Origin of the sequence: Pseudomonas sp. HY2-MNA-CIBAN-0224 (assembly GCF_040310285.1) — a bacterium.
GTDB lineage: Bacteria > Pseudomonadota > Gammaproteobacteria > Pseudomonadales > Pseudomonadaceae > Aquipseudomonas > Aquipseudomonas helleri.
Window position 1 is genome coordinate 1 of sequence record NZ_JBEOPQ010000055.1, and the last position, 19,605, is coordinate 19,605.

The 19,605-nt window shown below is 59.1% G+C and carries 18 protein-coding genes; 10 read left to right on the forward strand and 8 right to left on the reverse strand.

The genetic code is table 11. The features are described 5' to 3' along the window. Nucleotides 1–120 precede the first annotated feature (120 nt). Nucleotides 121–1,362 carry a TIGR03862 family flavoprotein gene (locus tag AAEZ03_RS20315; RefSeq protein ID WP_350581103.1) on the forward strand — a complete coding sequence of 414 codons (1,242 nt, stop codon included), beginning with the start codon at nucleotides 121–123 and terminating at the stop codon, nucleotides 1,360–1,362. 107 nt (nucleotides 1,363–1,469) lie between these two features. Here AAEZ03_RS20315 and rhlE1 read toward each other — a convergent pair whose 3' ends face one another. From rhlE1 to AAEZ03_RS20340, 5 genes are all read right to left on the reverse strand, one after another. Beyond that, nucleotides 1,470–2,807, reverse strand: a complete 1,338-nt coding sequence (gene rhlE1, locus AAEZ03_RS20320; RefSeq protein WP_153336354.1) for an RNA helicase RhlE1 — start codon at nucleotides 2,805–2,807, stop codon at nucleotides 1,470–1,472. Nucleotides 2,808–2,874: 67 nt separating this feature from the next. Further along, entirely contained in the window at nucleotides 2,875–3,765 is an 891-nt protein-coding gene (gene yedA, locus AAEZ03_RS20325; RefSeq protein WP_282365109.1) for a drug/metabolite exporter YedA, read from the reverse strand. Nucleotides 3,766–4,039: 274 nt separating this feature from the next. Continuing rightward, a complete protein-coding gene (locus AAEZ03_RS20330) occupies nucleotides 4,040–4,651 on the reverse strand; it encodes a 3'-5' exonuclease (RefSeq protein ID WP_350581107.1) in 612 nt (203 codons plus the stop codon). Between the two features lie 28 nt (nucleotides 4,652–4,679). Next, nucleotides 4,680–5,156, reverse strand: coding sequence for an NYN domain-containing protein (locus tag AAEZ03_RS20335; RefSeq protein ID WP_048367811.1), 477 nt, complete (start codon nucleotides 5,154–5,156; stop codon nucleotides 4,680–4,682). Nucleotides 5,157–5,284: 128 nt separating this feature from the next. Beyond that, on the reverse strand, nucleotides 5,285–5,992 hold the full coding sequence (locus tag AAEZ03_RS20340) for a DUF2076 domain-containing protein (RefSeq protein WP_278940567.1): 708 nt from the start codon (nucleotides 5,990–5,992) through the stop codon (nucleotides 5,285–5,287). A 175-nt stretch (nucleotides 5,993–6,167) separates the two neighbouring features. Between AAEZ03_RS20340 and AAEZ03_RS20345 the strand changes: the two genes are divergently transcribed. Further along, nucleotides 6,168–6,827, forward strand: coding sequence for a YciC family protein (locus AAEZ03_RS20345; protein WP_278940564.1), 660 nt, complete (start codon nucleotides 6,168–6,170; stop codon nucleotides 6,825–6,827). Between the two features lie 90 nt (nucleotides 6,828–6,917). After that, nucleotides 6,918–8,000 carry an endonuclease/exonuclease/phosphatase family protein gene (locus tag AAEZ03_RS20350; protein ID WP_350581112.1) on the forward strand — a complete coding sequence of 361 codons (1,083 nt, stop codon included), beginning with the start codon at nucleotides 6,918–6,920 and terminating at the stop codon, nucleotides 7,998–8,000. 66 nt (nucleotides 8,001–8,066) lie between these two features. Here AAEZ03_RS20350 and AAEZ03_RS20355 read toward each other — a convergent pair whose 3' ends face one another. Beyond that, complete coding sequence (locus AAEZ03_RS20355) at nucleotides 8,067–9,389, reverse strand: MFS transporter (RefSeq protein WP_048367504.1); 1,323 nt, start codon at nucleotides 9,387–9,389, stop codon at nucleotides 8,067–8,069. Between the two features lie 443 nt (nucleotides 9,390–9,832). On the opposite strand from AAEZ03_RS20355, the gene AAEZ03_RS20360 reads away from it, so the two are divergent. From AAEZ03_RS20360 to AAEZ03_RS20375, 4 genes are all read left to right on the forward strand, one after another. Further along, entirely contained in the window at nucleotides 9,833–10,720 is an 888-nt protein-coding gene (locus tag AAEZ03_RS20360) for a LysR substrate-binding domain-containing protein (RefSeq protein ID WP_048367506.1), read from the forward strand. Between the two features lie 195 nt (nucleotides 10,721–10,915). Beyond that, entirely contained in the window at nucleotides 10,916–11,899 is a 984-nt protein-coding gene (locus AAEZ03_RS20365) for a DUF1852 domain-containing protein (RefSeq protein WP_123752050.1), read from the forward strand. Between the two features lie 27 nt (nucleotides 11,900–11,926). Next, complete coding sequence (locus tag AAEZ03_RS20370) at nucleotides 11,927–12,955, forward strand: methionine synthase (RefSeq protein WP_048390584.1); 1,029 nt, start codon at nucleotides 11,927–11,929, stop codon at nucleotides 12,953–12,955. Between the two features lie 90 nt (nucleotides 12,956–13,045). Then, nucleotides 13,046–13,555 (forward strand): flavin reductase family protein, encoded by a 510-nt coding sequence (locus tag AAEZ03_RS20375; protein WP_153393067.1) that lies wholly within the window; start codon nucleotides 13,046–13,048, stop codon nucleotides 13,553–13,555. Between the two features lie 12 nt (nucleotides 13,556–13,567). Here the strand turns inward: AAEZ03_RS20375 and hrpB are convergent, their stop codons facing one another. Then, the gene (gene hrpB, locus AAEZ03_RS20380; protein WP_350581117.1) at nucleotides 13,568–16,087 is read right to left on the reverse strand and encodes an ATP-dependent helicase HrpB; all 2,520 of its coding nucleotides are present in this window, start codon (nucleotides 16,085–16,087) and stop codon (nucleotides 13,568–13,570) included. 89 nt (nucleotides 16,088–16,176) lie between these two features. Here hrpB and pmcY point away from each other — a divergent pair, with 89 nt between their 5' ends. Together pmcY and AAEZ03_RS20390 are read left to right on the forward strand one after the other, a co-directional pair. Then, complete coding sequence (gene pmcY, locus AAEZ03_RS20385; RefSeq protein WP_123752047.1) at nucleotides 16,177–16,596, forward strand: periplasmic Zn2+ metallochaperone PmcY; 420 nt, start codon at nucleotides 16,177–16,179, stop codon at nucleotides 16,594–16,596. A 13-nt stretch (nucleotides 16,597–16,609) separates the two neighbouring features. Then, a complete protein-coding gene (locus AAEZ03_RS20390; RefSeq protein WP_048390577.1) occupies nucleotides 16,610–17,506 on the forward strand; it encodes a cation diffusion facilitator family transporter in 897 nt (298 codons plus the stop codon). 44 nt (nucleotides 17,507–17,550) lie between these two features. Here the strand turns inward: AAEZ03_RS20390 and AAEZ03_RS20395 are convergent, their stop codons facing one another. Next, complete coding sequence (locus AAEZ03_RS20395; RefSeq protein ID WP_350581121.1) at nucleotides 17,551–18,615, reverse strand: DUF6515 family protein; 1,065 nt, start codon at nucleotides 18,613–18,615, stop codon at nucleotides 17,551–17,553. A gap of 419 nt (nucleotides 18,616–19,034) precedes the next feature. Here AAEZ03_RS20395 and AAEZ03_RS20400 point away from each other — a divergent pair, with 419 nt between their 5' ends. Further along, a complete protein-coding gene (locus AAEZ03_RS20400) occupies nucleotides 19,035–19,514 on the forward strand; it encodes an Lrp/AsnC family transcriptional regulator (RefSeq protein WP_048367596.1) in 480 nt (159 codons plus the stop codon). Nucleotides 19,515–19,605: the final 91 nt, after the last annotated feature.

Genomic DNA, 19,605 nt, shown 5'->3' on the forward strand with positions numbered 1-19,605 from the left:
AGCTTGCCTCGCGATCTTTAAAAAGATCAAAAGATCGCGAGGCAAGCTCGCTCCTACACAGGGTATTGGGTGTTCCTCAGGTAGAATGCCCGGCTTATTTCGCCGATTTGCAGCCTTGCCATGACTGAACCCACATCCTCCCCTTCCCCGCACGTCGCCATTATTGGCGGTGGCCCCGCCGGTTTGATGGCTGCCGAAGTGTTGAGCCAGGCGGGCGTGCAGGTGGATCTGTTTGACGGCATGCCGTCGGTCGGCCGCAAGTTTTTGCTCGCCGGTGTCGGCGGCATGAACATCACCCACTCCGAACCTTATCCGGCATTTTTGTCACGTTATGCCGAGCGGGCGCCTCACATGGCGCCGTTGCTGCGCGCGTTTGATGCCGATGCCTTGTGCCAGTGGATCCACGACCTGGGCATCGAAACCTTTGTCGGCAGTTCGGGCCGGGTGTTCCCCACCGACATGAAAGCTGCGCCGCTGCTGCGCGCCTGGCTCAAGCGCCTGCGCGAATCCGGCGTAGTTATCCACACCCGCCACCGCTGGCTGGGCTGGCAAGCCGATGGCCAGTTGCGCATCGACAGCCCCGAGGGCGAAAAACTGCTCAAGCCGGATGCCGTGGTATTGGCCTTGGGCGGCGGCAGTTGGGCACGGTTGGGTTCTGATGGCGCGTGGATGCCGCTGCTGGCAGAGCGCGGCGTCGAGCTGGCGACCTTGCAGCCGAGCAATTGCGGGTTTGATGTGGCGGGCTGGAGCGAAGTGCTGCGCAGCAAGTTCGCCGGGGCGCCCTTGAAGAACATCGCCATTGCCCTGGAGCACAGCGCACCACGCTTGGGCGAATGCGTGATCACCGCCAGCGGCATTGAAGGCAGTTTGATTTATGCCTGGTCTGCGCCGATTCGTGAGGCCATCAACCAACACGGCGCAACGACGATATTGATCGATCTGTTGCCCAACAAGCCTGTGGATAAAATCGCCGCGGCCTTGGCCAAGCCGCGCGGCTCACGCTCGATGAGCAAGCATTTGCACAGCCAGTTGGGTCTGGACGGGGTGAAAGCGGCGCTGTTGCGCGAGCTGGCCCCGGCCGATGACTTCAACCACCCGGCGCAGTTGGCCAAAGCGATTAAGGCTCTGCCCCTGACGCTGATCAAGGCGCGCCCGCTGGACGAAGCCATCAGCAGCGCTGGCGGGGTGCGCTTTGAGGCACTGGATCACAACCTGATGCTCAACGCCGTACCGGGTGTGTTCTGCGCGGGCGAGATGCTGGACTGGGAAGCCCCCACCGGCGGTTACTTGCTCACCGGCTGCTTTGCCAGCGGGCGCGCCGCAGGACTGGGGGTTTTAAGCTGGTTGCAAGCACAACGCTGATCACCTGGGTGGGAGCGGGCTTGCTCGCGATGGCATCGACGCGCTAATCAGATTGACCGAGGCGCCTGAATCGCGAGCAAGCCCGCTCCCACATATTGAAGGGCGGGTTATGGCTTGCGCTTGCGCGGGCCGGTGTTGAACACCGGGACTTTGCGCACAGGTTTGACCGAAGGCTCGGCCGGGGCCACGTCGCCGCTGTCCACCCATTTGCCCAGGTTGCGCTTGCCGCCACCGCCTGCTGCTTTAGGCTTTTTCGGTTTCTTCGGCTTTTTGACCACCTGGCCCGTCGCATCGGTTTGCGGCACACGGTGCTCTGGCTCGAAGTCAGGCTCTTCGTGGCGGGTCAATGTCTGACGGGTCAACACCTCAATCGCCGACAGCATGTTTACTTCGTCCGCACACACCAGCGAGATCGCCTCGCCTTTCTGGCCCGCTCGGCCGGTACGGCCAATTCGGTGAATGTAGTCTTCGGCCACGATCGGCAAGTCGAAGTTGACCACCAGCGGGAGGTCGTCGATGTCCAGGCCGCGCGCGGCCACATCGGTGGCGACCAGAATCTGCACTTCGCTGGCCTTGAAGCGATCCAGCGCACGTTGACGGGTGGCCTGTGGCTTGTCGCCATGGATGCCGTCCGCGTTGATCCCCAGGCCTTGCAGCTTGCCCACCAGTTCATCCACACCGTTACGGGTCTTGGCGAACACCAGTACTTGCTTCCAGCGCTGGGTGCGCAGCAAGTGCAGAAACAGCTCTGACTTGCGCTTTTTATCCACCGGGATCACCCACTGCTTGACGCTGCTGGCCGCCACGTTGCGCGGGCTGACTTCGATGCTCAGCGGGTTGTCGAGCATTTGCCCGGCCAACAGGCGGATCGCGTCCGAGAACGTCGCCGAAAACAGCAGGGTCTGGCGCTTTTTCGGCAAGGCACGGTAAATGTCGCGCAGCTCTTCGGAAAAACCGAGGTCGAGCATGCGGTCGGCTTCGTCCAGAATCAGGGTTTGCAACTGGTTGAACTTGATTGCGTTCTGGCGATACAGGTCGAGCAAGCGGCCCGGTGTCGCCACCAGCACGTCAACGCCTTTGCGCAGCTTCATCATTTGCGGGTTGATGCTGACTCCGCCGTACACCGCATAGGTGCTCAACGGCAGGTGCTCGGCGTACTGGCGAATGTTCTCGTGAACCTGTTCGGCCAGTTCGCGGGTCGGTACCAGCACCAGCGCGCGGATCGAGTTGCTGGTGACCTTTGGCCCTTCCATGGTCAGCAATTGCAGCAATGGCAAGGCAAAGCCGCCTGTTTTGCCGGTGCCCGTCTGGGCCGCGGCCATCAGGTCACGGCCTGCCAGCACGGCGGGAATCGCTTGGGCCTGAACCGGGGTGGGGGTCTTGTAGCCGAGCGCCTCAAGGGCGCGCAGCAAGGGCTCGATCAGGCCAAGGGTGGCGAATGTCATGGGAATACCGTCGAAAAAGGGCTGCGCAGGGGTGCATAAAGTGCAATGGCGCGCAGTTTACCCTAATTCAGACGGTTTTCTGCTTGCGCCACTGCGGCAACCCGATCAACACCACAGCGCTGATGATCACCGCCATCGCCAGGCACTCTTCGAAGCCGATGCTCTCGCCCGCAAACACGATACCCAGCATCACCGCCACGGCCGGGTTGACGTAGGCGTAGCTGGTGGCGGCGGCCGGGCGTACGTTTTTCAGCAGGTACATGTAGGCGCTGAAGGCGATGATGGAGCCGAAGAAGACCAGATACAGCAACGCGCCCCAGCCTGCGGCGGTGGGCAGATGGGTCATGCGCTCGCCGCTGAGCAGGCTGCCGGCCAGCAGCACCACACCTGCGGTGATCATTTCGGCGGCGCTGGCCATGGCGCCTGCGGGCAGCGGCAAATGGCGGCTCCACACCGAGCCGAACGCCCAGGCGGCTGCCGCAAAGAGGATCATCGCCGCGCCCAGCGGGCTGGCTTGCAGGTTGGAACCGAGGTTAAGCATGCCGATGCCGATCAGCCCCAGCGCGATACCGGCCCATTCCAGGCGGGTGTTGCGTGCGCCCCAAAAGTAGCCGAACAGCAACGTAAACAGCGGCACCGTCGCCACGGCCAGGGCCGCAACACCAGAGGCCACGCCCGAGTGCTCAGCCAGGGTCACGCCACCATTGCCGCAGGCCAGCAACAGAAAACCGATCATGGCTGCCGAACGCCACTGCACAAAGGTCGGTGTCGGCGCCCCGCGCCAGCGCATGTAGCCATACATCAAACAGCCCGCCACCAGAAAGCGCACCCCGGCCATCATCAACGGCGGCCAGGACTCAATCCCGATGCGAATCACCAGATAGGTCGAACCCCAAATGACGTACAACGCAAAAAAAGCACCGATCAGTTGTAACGGGAAACGACGTGCGGCAGGCATGGGGGCAGCTCGGAAGGCAAAGGCAGGGGACTTGGGATTCTAGACAAAGGGCTGCGAAATAATAAGTAACAGAACGCACCAAAAGTGACCCGTACACTTTGAGCTGTGCTGTTGAGGATCAAAAGCCCTCACCCTAACCCTCTCCCGGAGGGAGAGGGGACTGATTGGGGGATGTTGTTGATTATCTGCGGTCTGCAAGCAATAGCGCTGAATCCGAAAACTATTCGGTAAAGCTCCTTCTCCCTCCGGGAGAGGGTTGGGGTGAGGGCTGCTTTTAAACCCCGCTATAACGCTTCAGGTGTTCGTTGATCTTCGCTGCCGGGACTTTCTGCAATTTACACAGCAGGTCGTGATCCAGCGCTTTCAGCCCGTGCTGCTGGCGCAATTGCTCGGTCAGGTAGGCCGTCAGGTTGGCGGCCATTTCCGCATCGGCCATGGCCCGGTGAGCCTGCCCGGTGTGGGGCAAGTCGGCAAAGGCGGTCAGGGTGCCCAGCTTGTGGTTGGGTGCGGCCGGCATCAGCCGCCGGGCCAGCAACAGCGAACAGGCAAAGTTCTGCAAACGGGTGCGCTTGATGCGGCCCATTTCAAAGTCCCAGAACTTTTGGTCAAACGCCGCGTTGTGTGCCACCAGCGGGGTAATCCCCACGAACTCGTTGACCTCGTTCATCACCCGCTCGGCAGGCGGCGCGGTGCGCAGCATGGCGTTGCTGATGCCAGTCAGTTGCTCGATGAATCCCGGTACCCGCACGCCGGTGTTCATCAGGCTTTGGTAACGCTCGACGATGCGCCCCTGTTCAAGTATCACCACGGCAATTTCAGTGGCCCGGCACGAACTGCTCGGCGAAAGCCCGGTGGTTTCAAAGTCGATGACCGCAATGCGTTCCAAACCTGATCAATCCTGTCAAAAATGAGCGTTATTTAAGCAGCAAGTTGCCTTCAATCGGCACGTAGCGAGTGGCCGCGCGGATCAATGAGTTGGCGGTCAGGCCGGGCACGCCATAGGCCACGGTCTGGACCCCGTGCTTGTTGGCAATGCGCTCAAGCAGCAGGTCAAAGTCGCCGTCACCCGAGGCCAGCACCACTTCGTCGACATTGGCTGCCGAGTCCATGATGTCGATGGTAATGCCCACGTCCCAGTCGCCCTTGGCCGAGCCATCGCTGCGCTGAATATAAGGTTTGAGTTTTACCGTGAAGCCCAGGTTGCGCAGGATTTGCTGGAACTGCTGCTGTTTGCTGTCGCCCCGGTCAATGGCGTAGGCGTACGCCTCGACAATTTCACCGTGCTGGCTGATATCAGCCCACAGCGCCGCGTAGTTGAAATGGCAGCCATAGGCCTGGCGAACCGTGTAATAGAGGTTCTGCACATCCGCGAAGACCGCAATTTTTTTCACCGGCAAACCTCTTGAGGCCCAGGCAAGCGGGCAGGTAGGTAAAACACAAGGCCGCAGTATGCCAGCCTGCCGAGGGTTTGCGCGGATAAACCGCCCAGCGAGCCATTGGTCGCCGGGCATTGGGGGGATCAGACGAAGGAATCGTCGTCTGAATAGAAGCTGTCGTCGTCGTTGAAACCGCCGCTATCAAAGCCGGACCGATCGTTGTTGGCGAACTGCTGGTTGTCGTTGCCCCAACCATTGCCGCCCGCAGACGTCGGCTCTTCGATGATTTCTTCAACCACCTGCGGCTGTTGATGATGGCTGAACAAGCTGCTGATGCCCTGGGCGAGCATCACACCACCGGCCACACCGGCGGCGGTTTTCAAGGCTCCACCGAGAAACCCGCTGCCCGCCGCGGGCGCTGCAGCCGCAGGTGGCGGCGCGTAGGCCGGCGCTGATGCAGGCGGTGCTGAAGATGGGCCGTCGCGCCAGCCCCCAGAGCTTGGCGGGGCACTGAATGACTGGCTCGGTGCGGGTGCCGGAGCTGGCTCACGGCTGCCGCCACCAAACAGGCTGGACAGAAAACTGCCGCCCGTAGCGGCCGGCGCAGGAGCCGCCGCAGCGCGGGCTTGCTGCAATTCGGCTTGCAGTTGTTTGTTCTGCTGATCGAGCTGCTTGATCGCCGCCTCTTGCACCAGAATCGCCTGGGTCATGAAGTAAGGCGCCAACGGCTGGCGTGCAATGTGCTCGTTGATCAGCGACTGCGCTTGCGCGTCTCGCGGGGCCGCCTCTCGTTCAGCCTGTTGCAACCGGGTAAATAGCCCGTCAATCAGGGTTTGCTCTTCGCTGTTCATGACGACCTCGTTGGATTGTCGAAAAATCTGCTAACCGCCTACTACAGTAGGTACTTAAAAGTTATGGGGACGTTACGAGAAGTTTCAATGAACCTTTACCCAGCTTTACATTTGCTAACCGTCGCGTGTCATCGGTTAAAGTGGCGGACTGTTTCCAGACTGCTGAAACCTGACAATGAATCCGCTTACCGTTCTTCGTGACTCTCTGTACTTCATCCAGCGCAACCTCGGCCAAGTCATCACCCTGTGCTTGCCCTTGGTGATTATTGAAGCCGTGCTGCAATACGTTGTGGACGACGCGGTAGGCCCGAATGCGTCACAGGGCTACGCGCTCATCGTAGGCCTGCTGGTGTACCCGCTGTACACCGGGGCGCTGATTGTGTTCCTCGATGCCCGCAGCCGGGGCGAAAGCCCGAGCAACCGCGACGTGCTGGCCCGGGCGCTCAGCCTGTGGCCCAAGTTCGCCCTGTTGGCCGCCATCAGCACGCTGTTGATTGTGCTGGGGCTGTCGATGTTCTTTATTCCTGGCATCTACCTCACCGTGGTTCTGGCGTTTTCCGAGTACAACCTGGTGCTACGTGGCCAGCCACCGCTGACGGCCATCAAGTCGAGCCTGATCATGAGCCGCGGCCATTTCTGGCGGATCTTCGTCTGCATTCTGGCAGTCATGGGGCCTTTGCTCCTGCTCAAGCAACTGAGCTTTTCGCTGGTCCCTGAAGACACCAACGCGGTGGTGACGGTGGCACTGGAAAGCTTCAACAGCTTTTTGCAGTTGTTCCTCTCGGTGGTTCTGTTCCGGCTCTTTATGCTGATAAGCGAAAAGTCCGACGCATAACCAAGAAAATTTCCTATACCCAGAGCCTTGGGGGGCCGCGCTGCCGTCAGGTATGCTCGGCACCTCCTTCGCCCCTCATAAGCAGAGCCCATGCCACGTATACTGCGCCCCACTGTATTAGGTTTAGTGCTGAGCTCCGCGGTTGTGGCTGGCCTGATTTACAGCGTTACGTGGCGCCCGGACGCTAAAGAGGTGCTGGCAGTCAGTTGCCCTGTCGCCGCCCCCACGCTGGTGGCCGGGCAAGCGATCAAGATCATGACCTGGAACGTCCAGTACCTGGCCGGCAAGCGCTATGTGTTCTGGTACAACCTGATCGACGGCAGCGGCCCGGATGACCGCCCTACCCGTGAAGACATGGCCTTTAGCCTGGATGAAGTGGCGCGGGTGATTCGCGATGAGCAGCCCGATCTGATCCTGCTGCAAGATCTCGACGAAGAAGCCAAGGCCAGCGACTATCAAAACCAGCTCGCCCTGTTGCAGGAACGTCTGGTCGACCTCTACCCGTGCAGCACCCAGGCCTTTACCTGGAAAGCCGACTTCGTCCCCGACCGGCATATTTTTGGCAGCGTCGGGCGCAAGATCGTCACCCTCAGCCGTTACCAGATCGAACACGCCGAGCGCCTGCAATTGCCGGTGGCCGAGAGCAACCTGCTCAGCCGTCAATTCCAACCCAAGCCCGCCATGCTGGTCAGCTACCTGCCGCTCAATGACGGTGGGCAACTGGTGGCCATCAACACCCAGCTCGATGCTGCCACCCTCAACAACAGCAACCTCAAGCACCAGATGCAGGCCGCCGCAGCGCTGGTCGACAAATATGAAAGCCAGGGCACGCCGTGGGTGATTGGCGGCAACTTCAACCTGCTGCCCATCGGCCAGTTCCTGCGCCTGCCCGCTGAACAGCGTCTGGGCTACTCGCCTGACAGCGAGCTGCATCTATTGTGGGAAAAGTACCCGATGCTCCCCAGCAATCCGGAAGCCACCGGCATCGACCGCGAGCAATGGCTGACTTTCTTCCCCAACAACCCCAGCGTCGGCGAGCCTGACCGCACCCTCGACTACCTGTTCTACAGCCCCAAACTGCAACGCGTTGAAGGCTATGTGCGTCAGGAAGATACCCAGGCAGTGTCAGATCACTTGCCGGTAGTCGGGCGGTTCTTGCTGCCAGCTGATTGAGCAGGCACCACGAAAAAGGGGGGCGACCGTTACCGGTCGCCCCCCTTTTTTATTGCTCGCAAATGATCAGTTGCGGGCTGCCAGTGCGCCATTCACTGGCTGGTCTTTCTTCGCTTTGCCACTGTCGGAAATGAAGATCACGGTGATCAGGATGCCAAACAGCGCAAGCCCGGCCAGCAGATACAGACCGCTTTCGTAAGTGCCTGTCATTTCCTTGAGCGCGCCAATGATGCCAGGGCCAAAGAAACCACCCAGGTTGCCGACCGAGTTGATCAGGGCAATACCTGCCGCAGCACTGCTGCCACTCAGGTACAGCGCTGGCAGTGGCCAGAAAGGTCCTTTGGCGCCCATGATGCCTACCGTCGCCACGCACATCGCGATGATGGCCATGTTACTGCCGGTCAGCCAACCCGCCGTGCCCAGGCCACCGGCGATAAACAACAGGGAAATGATGACGAAGGCGGTGCGCTTCTGGAAACGGTCCGACAGGAAGCCGATGGTCACCATGCCGATGCATCCGACGACGTAAGGGATAGCGGTGATCCAGCCGATGTCCATGCCGCTGAAGCCTTGCTGCTTGATGATCTGTGGCAAGAACATCGACAGACCAATGTTGGCCGCCGTCGCGCAGAAGTAAATCATGCACAGGGCAAGGATTGACGGGTTGCAGAACACTTTCCACAGGGACGACTTTTCGTCCAGCGCGACAGGGTGCGCCTTGGCATCTTTATCCAGTTCGGACATCAACCACTGACGCTCTTCATCGCTCAGCCAGGACGCCTGCTTTGGCGAATCCGGCAGGTATTTGAGGACCACGCCGAACAGCAGCACGCCCGGGATCCCTTCAATCAGGAAGAGCCACTGCCAGCCTTTGAGGCCCAGCGCGCCATCGAGTTGCAACAGCGCCGTCGAGACCGGAGCACCAATGGCCAACGAGATCGGAATGGAGAGCATGAAAATAGAGATGATGCGTGCGCGGTAACGCACCGGGAACCAGTAGGTGAGGTACAGAATGACCGCAGGGAAGAAGCCCGCTTCAGCCACACCCAGCAGGAAGCGCATGATCAGGAAGCTTTTTGGGCCCTGAACCAATGCCATGCAGGTGGCGATCAGCCCCCAAGTGAAGAGGATGCGGGCAATCCAGCGGCGCGCACCGACTTTCGCCATGAGCAGGTTGCTGGGTACTTCGAACAGGCAGTAACCGATGAAGAACAAACCCGCGCCCCAGCCATAAACGGCAGCGCTCAGGCCAATGTCAGCGTTCATCGTCAGGGCGGCAAAGCCCACGTTGACCCGATCCAGATAGGAAATGATGTACAGGCAGATCAGTAGCGGCAAGAGCCTCAGAAAGATCTTGCGTGTCACCTGCTTTTCAATGGCAGTGCTCATAGTTAAGAACTCTTATTTTTTTAGGCTTAATGGATATCGCGGTAAACCACTGTCTAACTAATCTGGCAAAACACCTCATCTGAATGAATCGTTCATGCGCCGGTTAGCTAGCAAACCGACGAGGCCTTTGACGCCATGCGCGATTGCAGTAAGGCGCGAAGATTGCCACAGCAAGGCCCACATCCAAACCGAGAAAAAATGCGTCTATACATGCAGAAAACACATGAATGAGATGTGCGGTAATTTTGCCTACAGGTGCTCGAGCGCCCCTTAAAAGCCTCTAAAACGGCGGTTTCAGACCATAATCCCAGGATTTAATGGGCCGAGTATTTGACCGTGCGGCTGTTCGCGCTGTGCTGATCAAGCAAATGTCGTATGCTGGCCCTTTGATTTAAAGCGCTGCTTTCCCACCCCGACCATCGATTTATTCACGCAGAGTCAGCATGAATCCTCGGACACTTAACCCCTCAATCTCTTCCTTGCTGGCGTTCGAAGCGTCTGCCCGACATGGCAGTTTCACGCGCGCGGCCGAAGAACTAAGCCTGTCTCAAAGTGCAGTTAGCCGACAAGTTCAGTCATTGGAAGAACTGCTGGGGGTTTTGCTCTTCGACAGAATTGGCAGGCACATTACGCTGACGGAAGTGGGTCGCATTTATTCCGTGGAAGTTGCCGGAGCGCTGGCTCGAATTCGCGATGCAACCATGCAAGCCCTTGCCTACCGAAGTGGCGGCGGGTCTTTGCATTTGGGCGTATTGCCGACGTTCGGCACCAAGTGGTTGTTGCCGCGCATGAGTGATTTTTATGCCAAACACCCCGAAATCCTTGTGCATATCCACTCGCGTGCGAGCACCGTCGACTTCACCACCACCGGGCTGGATGCCGCCATTTGTGTCGGTGAAGGGGTCTGGCACCATGTGGTCTCACACAAGCTTTTCGATGAGGAACTGGTCCCGCTGGTGGGCAGCAGCAATGCCGAGGCTGAGCGCTACACCTGCGCTGAAGACCTGCGCTCTGCACAGTTGCTGCAGGTCGCCCCGCGCCCGCACCTCTGGCTAGAGTGGTTCAAAATGCAGAACTGCCAACCTGGCCGGTTGAGGCTGGGCCCGCAATTCGAACTCACCACCCACCTGATCCAGGCGGTGTCATCGGGCATCGGGGTCGGGCTGTTGCCGCGTTTTTTGGTCAAGGACGAGCTGGCCAACAACACCCTGCGCATCCCGTTCGACTCCATTTCACCGACCGGGACGGCCTACTACCTGCTCATCCCGCCGCACAAGGCCAATCACCGGCCCATCGCGGTGTTCAAGGACTGGCTGATGGGCCAGCTGTAACCCGGCAAACCCTGCTGTCGCGGGCTCGGCAGCGCATCATGAGCATCACTAACGATTTGCTGAAATCAATTCATTATCTATCGCTGAACTTCTCGTCCAGAATGCCCCTTAATTAGAAACAACATAAAGATTATCAAGAGATAAACCAGAAAGCCCTGTTCTGGTTTATCTCTTCTATTAAGGCGTCAGATCATAATGAGCAGAGAATTCACATTTTCTATCAAGAGCATTCGCTTTGATGAAAACTATCAGCCTTCAAACACGACGCGTATTACGACCAACTTTGCTAACTTGGCCCGAGGCGAACATCGCCAAGAGAACTTGCGCAACACCTTGAAAATGATCAACAACCATTTCAATACGCTGGCACATTGGGACAACCCAAAGGGCGACCGTTATGCGGTGGAACTTGAAATCATTTCGGTCGCCATGAGCCTTGATGCAGAGCACAGTGACAATGCCCTGCCACTGATTGAAATATTGAAAACCCATATTATCGACCAGCACACACACGAGCGTATTGAAGGCATTGTAGGCAATAACTTTTCTTCTTATGTGCGCGATTATGACTTTAGCGTGCTGTTGCTGGACCACAATAAAGGCCAATCAACGTTCAGCACCCCGGCCAACTTTGGTGAATTGCACGGCCAACTGTTCAAGTGCTTTGTTAATTCAACGACCTACAAAGAACACTTCAACAAACCGCCGGTGATCTGCCTGAGCGTGTCGAGCAGCAGGACCTACCTGCGCACGGAAAACCAGCACCCGGTGCTGGGCGTTGAATACCAGCAGGATGAATACTCCCTGACCGATGATTACTTCCAAAAAATGGGCTTGAAGGTGCGCTATTTCATGCCGCCGAACAGCGTGGCACCGCTGGCCTTTTACTTTGCCGGTGACTTGCTGGGTGATTACACCAACCTTGAACTGATCAGCACCATCAGCACGATGGATTCCTTCCAGAAAATCTATCGCCCTGAGATTTACAACGCCAACTCTGCCGCCGGCAAAGCCTATCAGCCGAGTTTGAAACACCAGGATTACTCACTGACGCGAATTGTTTACGACCGAGAAGAACGCAGCCGGTTGGCGATTGAACAAGGCACCTTTGTTGAAGAGCACTTTATCAAGCCGCACCACGCCATTCTTGAGCAGTGGTCCGCCCATTACGCTCTTTAACGACTTAATAAGACAAGGCTATCCACCATGAAAAAATTGCTCCCTACTTCAACGGCCGGCAGCTTGCCGAAACCGTCCTGGCTGGCACAACCCGAAACACTGTGGTCACCCTGGAAGTTGCAAGGTGAAGAACTGGTTGAAGGCAAACAAGATGCCTTGTTACTGGCCCTGCAAGAACAACAACACGCTGGTATTGATATCGTCAGTGACGGCGAACAAACACGCCAACACTTTGTCACCACGTTTATTGAACACCTCAGCGGCGTTGATTTTGAGAAGCGCGAAACTGTCAGGATTCGTGACCGTTATGACGCCAGCGTCCCCACCGTAGTAGGGGCTGTTGCGCGGCAAAAGCCGGTGTTTGTAGAAGACGCCAAGTTCTTGCGTCAACAGACCACGCAACCCATTAAATGGGCGCTGCCAGGTCCTATGACCATGATCGATACGCTGTACGACAATCACTATAAAAGCCGCGAAAAACTCGCCTGGGAATTCGCCAAAATCCTTAACCAGGAAGCCCTCGAACTGGAAGCCGCAGGCGTCGATATTATTCAGTTTGATGAACCCGCCTTTAACGTGTTCTTTGACGAAGTGAATGACTGGGGCGTGGCGACTTTAGAAAGAGCCATTGAAGGCCTCAAGTGCGAAACGGCTGTGCATATCTGCTACGGCTACGGCATCAAGGCCAACACCGACTGGAAAAAAACCCTGGGTTCAGAGTGGCGCCAATATGAAGAGGCGTTCCCCAAGCTGCAACAGTCCAGCATCGACATCATTTCGCTGGAATGCCACAACTCCCATGTCCCCATGGACTTGCTGGAACTGATTCGCGGCAAAAAAGTGATGGTAGGCGCCATTGATGTGGCCTCGCACACCATCGAAACACCCGAGGAAGTGGCCAATACCCTGCGCAAGGCGCTGCAGTTTGTAGACGCCGACAAACTGTACCCATGCACCAACTGCGGCATGGCCCCGCTGCCACGTCACGTTGCACGCGGCAAGTTGCAAGCGTTGACGGCTGGTGCCGAGATCATCCGCAGAGAACTGTCGAAGTAAGCACTGCCTGCGGGCTTTAAACACGAGTAACGCCTGAAGTCAGGCCATTTAAGCGGGCGACTTCAGGCTTATCCCCATTCAGGACCCACCATGGCACTTCCTCGCACGGCGATCGAACCCTTGAGCTTTCGCGAAGCCCTCGGGCACTACGCATCCGGTATCACGGTGATTACCTCACACGTGGATGACGAGCCGATTGGCTTCACCTGCCAGTCGTTCTATAGCGTGTCGATGAGCCCACCGCTGGTGTCTTTTAGCGTTATGGCCAGTTCAGCCAGCTACCCGAGAATTCGTCAGGCGGGTCGGTTCGCGGTCAATATCCTGTCCGGCGAGCAGGTTGCGATTTCCAACCGGTTCGCGCGCAAAGGCACCGACAAATGGCACGGCGTCGACTGGCAACCATCGCCGCTGGGCAACCCGGTTATCGCAGGCAGCCTGCATTGGCTTGATTGCGAAATTCACGCCGAGCACGTCGCCGGTGATCACTTGATCGTGATCGGCGAAGTCAAAGCGTTAAACCTGCAAGAAACAGCGGCGACGCAGCCACTGCTGTATTTCAAAGGCCAGTACTGCAACCTCGCGGCCTTTGGCGCCGCGTGAAGGTTTAGGGGCTCAACTCTTTCTCGGCTTGGCCCTGGCCGTCGCTTCGGCCACTAACGGGTCATCAGGCCAGTAGTGTTTGGGGTAACGCCCTTTCAGGTCTTTTTTCACTTCGGCATAGGTGCTGCGCCAGAAGTTGGCCAGGTCTTGGGTAACTTGCACCGGGCGCCGGGCGGGTGACAGCAGGTGCAGTTTGACCACCTGCCGCCCGCCCGCGATGCGCGGGGTGTCTGCCAGGCCAAAGAGTTCTTGCAGGCGCACCGCAAGAATCGGCGGGTGCTCGCTGTAGTCCAGACGCACCGACGAACCCGAAGGTACTTTAATGTGCTGCGGTGCCAGCTCGTCAAGACGCTGGGGCAGCGGCCATTTGAGCAGGTTATGCACAATGCTCGACAGGTCGAGGTTGGCAAAATGGCTAAGCCGCGACACCCGCCCCAGGTACGGCCCCAGCCAGTCTTCAAGCCCGGCCAGCAACGCCGCATCGCTCACGTCCGGCCATTCGCTTTGGCCCTGCTTGCTCACATCGAGCTGACGCAGCAATGCCACCCGCGCTTGCCACTGCCGCAGTTCAGGCGTCCAGGGGAGTAATTCCAGGCCTTTGCGCCGCACCAGATTGACAAGCGCCTGAGTCCGTGACGCCTCATCGAGGCCAGTCAGGGGTTCACGACTTAATACCAGTTCGCCCACTTTTCGCTGACGTTCGGCGCGCAATACCCCTTCGCGCTCGTCCCAGTCCAACTGATCCACCACGCTGACTTGCTCACTGAGCACACCGTCCAACAGCGCCGGATCAAACTCGGCGGCCAGGTAAATGCGCTCTTCACGCTGGCCCTGACGGCTGCCCAAATCGGCAACCACCAGCCACGGCTGTTTCATCAAGCCATCGACTTCGATGAACAACGCCGCCCGGCCATTGGCCAGCCGGTATTCGGCGCCGCCGGGCTCGCGCTGTTGCGCGATACGGTCGGGATAGGCCAGCGCCAGCAAGGCGCCCAGCCAACGCGAATGATCGGGATCAGCCACCGGCTGGGCGGGCTTGCCGCGCAAGTAGCCCTGATATTGCCGGGCCAGTTGCCTGGCACGCTGCACCCCGCCCTGCCCGCCCCGCGCCGCCCGGCTTTCACCGGACAGCAAGGCCAGACGGCTGTGCACATCGGCCCCGGCGCCGCGCAAAATATCGCGCTCACCCAATAACGCCGCTACGTCACAGGCCATCGCCGCCAACCCCAGATCGTGCCCGCGCAGCAACAAATGCGCGATACGCGGGTGCGCCGGGAGTTCGGCCATCGCTTCGCCATGGGCCGTCAGTTTTGGCCCACGCAGGGCGCCCAGGCGTTCCAGCAGTTGCTGCGCCTGTGCATAACTCGCGGCAGGTGGCACATCGAGCCAGGTCAGTTGCTCAGGGGTGACGCCCCAACGCGCCAATTGCAGGGCCAACCCGGCCAGGTCGGCCTGGAGGATTTCAGCGCTGCCATAAGCCGACAGTTGCGCGTGTTGGTCTTCGGACCACAGCCGATAACACACCCCCGGCTCCAGTCGCCCGGCGCGGCCGGCCCGCTGGGTGGCACTGGCGCGGGAGATGCGCTGCGTGTCGAGGCGGGTCATGCCGCTGCCGGGGTCAAAACGCGGCACCCGCGCCAGCCCGGCATCGATCACCACGCGCACGCCGTCGATGGTCAGGCTGGTTTCCGCGATGTTGGTGGCCAGCACCACTTTGCGTGTGCCGCTGGGCGCTGGTTCTATGGCGGCGCGCTGCGCGGCCAGATCCAGCTCGCCATGTAAGGGGCACAACGCGATGTCGCTGCGCTGGCCCAGGGCATCAGCCAATTGTTGAGTGACGCGACGGATCTCGGCCTGGCCGGGCAAAAACACCAGCACGCTGCCGCTCTCATCATGAATAGCGTCCAGCACGGTCTGCACCACACGCGGCTCGATAAACTCGCCCGGCACAAAAGGCCGTCCCCAGCGCATCGCCACCGGATACATGCGCCCTTCGCTGCGCAACACCGGGGCATCGTCTAACAGGCTGGCCAACCGCTCGCCTTCGAGGGTGGCCGACATCAGCAGAATTTTCAGCGGCTGCTCATCGCGAAACAACTCACGGCCATTGAGGCTCAAGGCCAACGCCAGATCGGCATCCAGACTACGCTCGTGGAACTCATCAAAAATCAGCAGCCCGACGCCTTCCAGCGCCGGGTCTTCTTGCAGGCGGCGGGTCAAAATGCCTTCGGTGACCACTTCGATGCGCGTGGTGGGGCCGACTTTGCTGTCCAGACGGATGCGATAACCCACGGTTTCGCCGACTTTCTCACCCAGTTCGCTGGCCAATCGCTCGGCGGCAGCCCGCGCTGCCAGGCGTCGCGGCTCCAGCATCACGATGCGCTGACCGGCCAGCCATGGCTCATTCAACAGGGCCAGCGGCACACGGGTAGTTTTACCGGCGCCGGGCGGTGCTTCGAGCACCGCTTCGTGGCGCTCACGCAAGGCTTGACGCAGTGCAGGTAAAACTTCATCAATCGGCAAAGAAATCATGGTGGCTCCAGAACAGAGCGGCGAGTATAACGGCGAACGGTTATGCGTTAAGCGTGGTCTTAATTCTTCAGCGTGTTAGAGGTTTTCCTATGCGTACATTTTCCCGCGTCATTGGCGGTGTCGTGGTTGCGACGCTGCTCACTCAGCTGACCGCCTGCGGCAGTATTTTCTTTCCCGATCGTCGTGGCCAGATTGATGGCAAGATCGACCCGGTGGTGGTGGTGCTCGATGGCATCGGGCTGTTGTTTTACGTGATTCCGGGCCTGATCGCGTTTGGCGTCGACTTCGCCACCGGCGCTATTTATTTGCCGCCGGGCAAGACCGCGCAAATCGCCCCGGAAAAACTTCAGCAAGCCATTGGTGCTGACGGCAAAGTGGATAACAGCAAGCTGCAGGCCATTCTGGAAAGCGAGCTGGGCCGCAGCTTCCCGCTGAACGATCCACGCCTGATCCAGCACAAAGGCAGCACCCAGCAATTAGCGATGTATGGCTTGATCCCCGCAGCCTGATAAAGGAAGGCCAATGACCAGCAGTCCGGAACACGCTCGCCTGTTACGCCTGGCCACCCGCGCCTCGGTGGCGGTGGCCAGTATTTTGATCATCACCAAAGCCATCGCCTGGTGGCTCAGTGGTTCGGTCAGCATGCTCGCCGGGCTGACAGACTCACTGCTCGATGGCGTGACCTCGTTCCTCAACCTGCTGGCGGTGCATTACGCCCTGCGCCCGGCCGATGACGATCACCGCTATGGGCACGGCAAGGCGGAATCGTTGGCGGGCATGGCGCAAGCGCTGTTTATTGGCGTGAGTGCGGTGCTGATTGCCTTTCAGGCGTTCGACCGATTGAAACACCCCGAGCCGGTCAACGCGCCGTGGATCAGCATTGCCGTGATTGTGTTCTCGCTGGTGATGACGGTGGGCCTGCTGATCCTGCAACACCGCGTAATCAAGGCCACGGGCTCCAACGCGGTACGGGCAGACTCGCTGCATTACCGTTCGGACCTGATGCTCAACGGTAGCATTCTGGTTGCGCTGGTCTTCGCCGCCGTGGGCTTCTCGCAGCTGGATGCGTGGTTTGGTCTGGGGATTGCGGTGTACATCCTCTGGAGCGCCTTCCAGATTGCACGCGAGAGTTTTTCGGTGCTGATGGACGAAGAGTTACCCACCGACGTCAGCGAAAACATGCTGGCTTTGGCCTGCGCTGTGCCGGGTGTTTTGGGCGCTCACGACTTGCGTACCCGAATCTCGGGCAACATCTGGTTTGTGCAACTGCACCTTGAGCTACCGGGCCAACTCAGCTTGCTGGACGCTCACACCCTGAGTGACCAAGTGGCGGCAGCCATCGAAAACGCCTACCCACGGGCCGAAGTGCTGGTGCATGCGGACCCGCAGGAGGTCGTCAAACCCAAGGCAGCGCCGTAGTCGCTGCCGAAGGCTGCGAAGGGTTGCTGAGCAACCCGGCAGTTTCAATACGTCACCTGATACCCACGACTATTCAAGCAATTGCCCTCAGCCTGCCGGTAGGTCTGCACCACGGCCGGCGCGGGCGCGTAGGCAATGTGGGCCGGGTCGAAATGGCTCTGGTCAACCGCCCAGCGGTAGCAGTCGTAACGGTCCTGATCAATTTGTGCCGGGGTCTGGCCATTGGCCGGATACGCCACCACGTCATAACCGTTACTCACCGGTTGCGGCGCTGGCTGCACAATCGTCGCAGGTGGTTCGACCACTATGTAGTCTTGGGTCGCTGGCTGGTACGCGTAATAAGACCCGGCTGCGAGGAAGAACAGCGAACTGCCTACCCACACCTCACGCGCATAACTGGGGATGATGCTGACGCGAATCCCGTAGGGCGGCTGCACCACGATGTAGCGCTGACCTTCAGGGCGATACCAGTAGCCCCCTGAAAAGAAGAAGTTCTGCCCGCGATACGGCACTTGGCGATATTGGCCCGGGAAACGGTCAATGGCGTAACCGGGGCGGTATTGCGGGCCTGGGCCCCAGCCATTGCCATGCCCGTCCGGGCGACCGGCCCAGCGCACATCGTTGGGGTGAACATTATTGCCACCGGGCCTGAAGTTTTGACCACCGGCTTGCCAGTTCTGGTTGCCGCCACGATTGGGCATCTGGGTCTGCTGCACAGCATTTGGGCGCGGCTGAATCGGCAGGTTACTCACGGGAGGCCCAGGATGCTGCTGCCCTGGGCGCACCTCAAAATGCTGTTGAGGGCCAGGGTTGCCGGGCTGTGGATGAAACTCCGGGCGAGGCTGATTAGCCTGCGGCGGGCGATTTTCAGGGCGCGGCTGATTGCCTTGCTGCGGCCTATTCTCAGGGCGCTGCGCATTGCCCTGCCAACCCTCCGGTCGACCCTGGCGCTGCTCACCGCGCGGCTGATTACCTTCTTGCCAATGCTGACCACCGTTGGGCCGTGCTTCTTGAGAGTTTCCATCCCCTCGCTCATCAGCCAGTACTTGGCCGGTGACACTCACACAGAGCAAGCCAACCGTGGCCAAACGCCAGATGCGCGATTTCATGATGTTCCTCACTCGGGTTAGGGGGCGCGTAATCATAAGACTGGAAAACCGCAAAGCGGTTCTGCTCAAGGCTAGCGGTTGCGTACTTTATTTGCGCGCACAATAAAAAAGGGCGACCCGTCGGTCGCCCTTTGAATTTTTCCGTCCTGGCTCAACACTTGTGATGTTGGCTCACCTCGCCCCGTCTTCTGGACAGTGCGTAGCCCGGGGGGCCGGGGCAACCCTGTTGGGTTGGCGGCCGCGGCAGGCCTGATTCGGCGGCCGCAGTGGACTCTATGTCCGGGCAGTGATTCTGGTAATAAGAATAGGCCTGGGGCGCCGGCAGAGGATTGCGAAGATTGCTGAATAAAATAGCACTTGCGCAATTTTTGCCTTCAGATGGATACTTTGCCGCAATAGTTATTACAAAGGGTGTCTACGTGAGCAAACTGGACCGGTACGACCTAAGCATTTTGGCGGAATTACAGCGTGATGCGCGCATCTCTAACCAGGAATTGGCCGAACGTATCGGGCTGTCGCCTTCACCTTGCTCACGTCGGGTCAAGCAACTGGAAGACGACGGTTATATCTCGCGCCAAGTCGCGTTGCTGGACCGCAAGCTGCTGGGGTTGAGCCTCACGGCCTATGTGCTGATCGGCATGGACCGCCATACCCCTGAGCGTTTTGAGAACTTTGAAGCGGCGATTCGTACGCTGCCGCAAGTGCTGGAGTGCAGCCTGGTGACGGGCATAGACGCCGATTACCAGTTGAAAGTGGTCGTGCCGGACATGGACCATTATCAAAAGCTGCTGCTGGGCCATTTGACCCGCATTGATGGCGTGACCAGCGTACGTTCCAGTTTTGTGCTGAACCAGGTGCTCAACAGCACTGAGTTGCCGTTGACGCATTTGCGTACGTGATTAACACCCTGTAGTCGCTGCCGAAGACTGCGATGGGTTGCGTAGCAACCCCGGCTCAGCACGCACAAACGAAGGTCCTTCGGCCCTTATC

Coding starts and splice junctions, on each gene's coding strand:
- yedA (WP_282365109.1), bottom strand. CDS start 3,765: ATGCCTGCCGCACGTCGTTTCCCGTTACAACTGATCGGTGCTTTTTTT.
- AAEZ03_RS20365 (WP_123752050.1), top strand. CDS start 10,916: ATGAGCAGAGAATTCACATTTTCTATCAAGAGCATTCGCTTTGATGAA.
- AAEZ03_RS20345 (WP_278940564.1), top strand. CDS start 6,168: ATGAATCCGCTTACCGTTCTTCGTGACTCTCTGTACTTCATCCAGCGC.
- AAEZ03_RS20375 (WP_153393067.1), top strand. CDS start 13,046: ATGGCACTTCCTCGCACGGCGATCGAACCCTTGAGCTTTCGCGAAGCC.
- AAEZ03_RS20360 (WP_048367506.1), top strand. CDS start 9,833: ATGAATCCTCGGACACTTAACCCCTCAATCTCTTCCTTGCTGGCGTTC.
- rhlE1 (WP_153336354.1), bottom strand. CDS start 2,807: ATGACATTCGCCACCCTTGGCCTGATCGAGCCCTTGCTGCGCGCCCTT.
- AAEZ03_RS20315 (WP_350581103.1), top strand. CDS start 121: ATGACTGAACCCACATCCTCCCCTTCCCCGCACGTCGCCATTATTGGC.
- pmcY (WP_123752047.1), top strand. CDS start 16,177: ATGCGTACATTTTCCCGCGTCATTGGCGGTGTCGTGGTTGCGACGCTG.
- AAEZ03_RS20350 (WP_350581112.1), top strand. CDS start 6,918: ATGCCACGTATACTGCGCCCCACTGTATTAGGTTTAGTGCTGAGCTCC.
- AAEZ03_RS20340 (WP_278940567.1), bottom strand. CDS start 5,992: ATGAACAGCGAAGAGCAAACCCTGATTGACGGGCTATTTACCCGGTTG.
- AAEZ03_RS20355 (WP_048367504.1), bottom strand. CDS start 9,389: ATGAGCACTGCCATTGAAAAGCAGGTGACACGCAAGATCTTTCTGAGG.
- hrpB (WP_350581117.1), bottom strand. CDS start 16,087: ATGATTTCTTTGCCGATTGATGAAGTTTTACCTGCACTGCGTCAAGCC.
- AAEZ03_RS20370 (WP_048390584.1), top strand. CDS start 11,927: ATGAAAAAATTGCTCCCTACTTCAACGGCCGGCAGCTTGCCGAAACCG.
- AAEZ03_RS20390 (WP_048390577.1), top strand. CDS start 16,610: ATGACCAGCAGTCCGGAACACGCTCGCCTGTTACGCCTGGCCACCCGC.
- AAEZ03_RS20395 (WP_350581121.1), bottom strand. CDS start 18,615: ATGAAATCGCGCATCTGGCGTTTGGCCACGGTTGGCTTGCTCTGTGTG.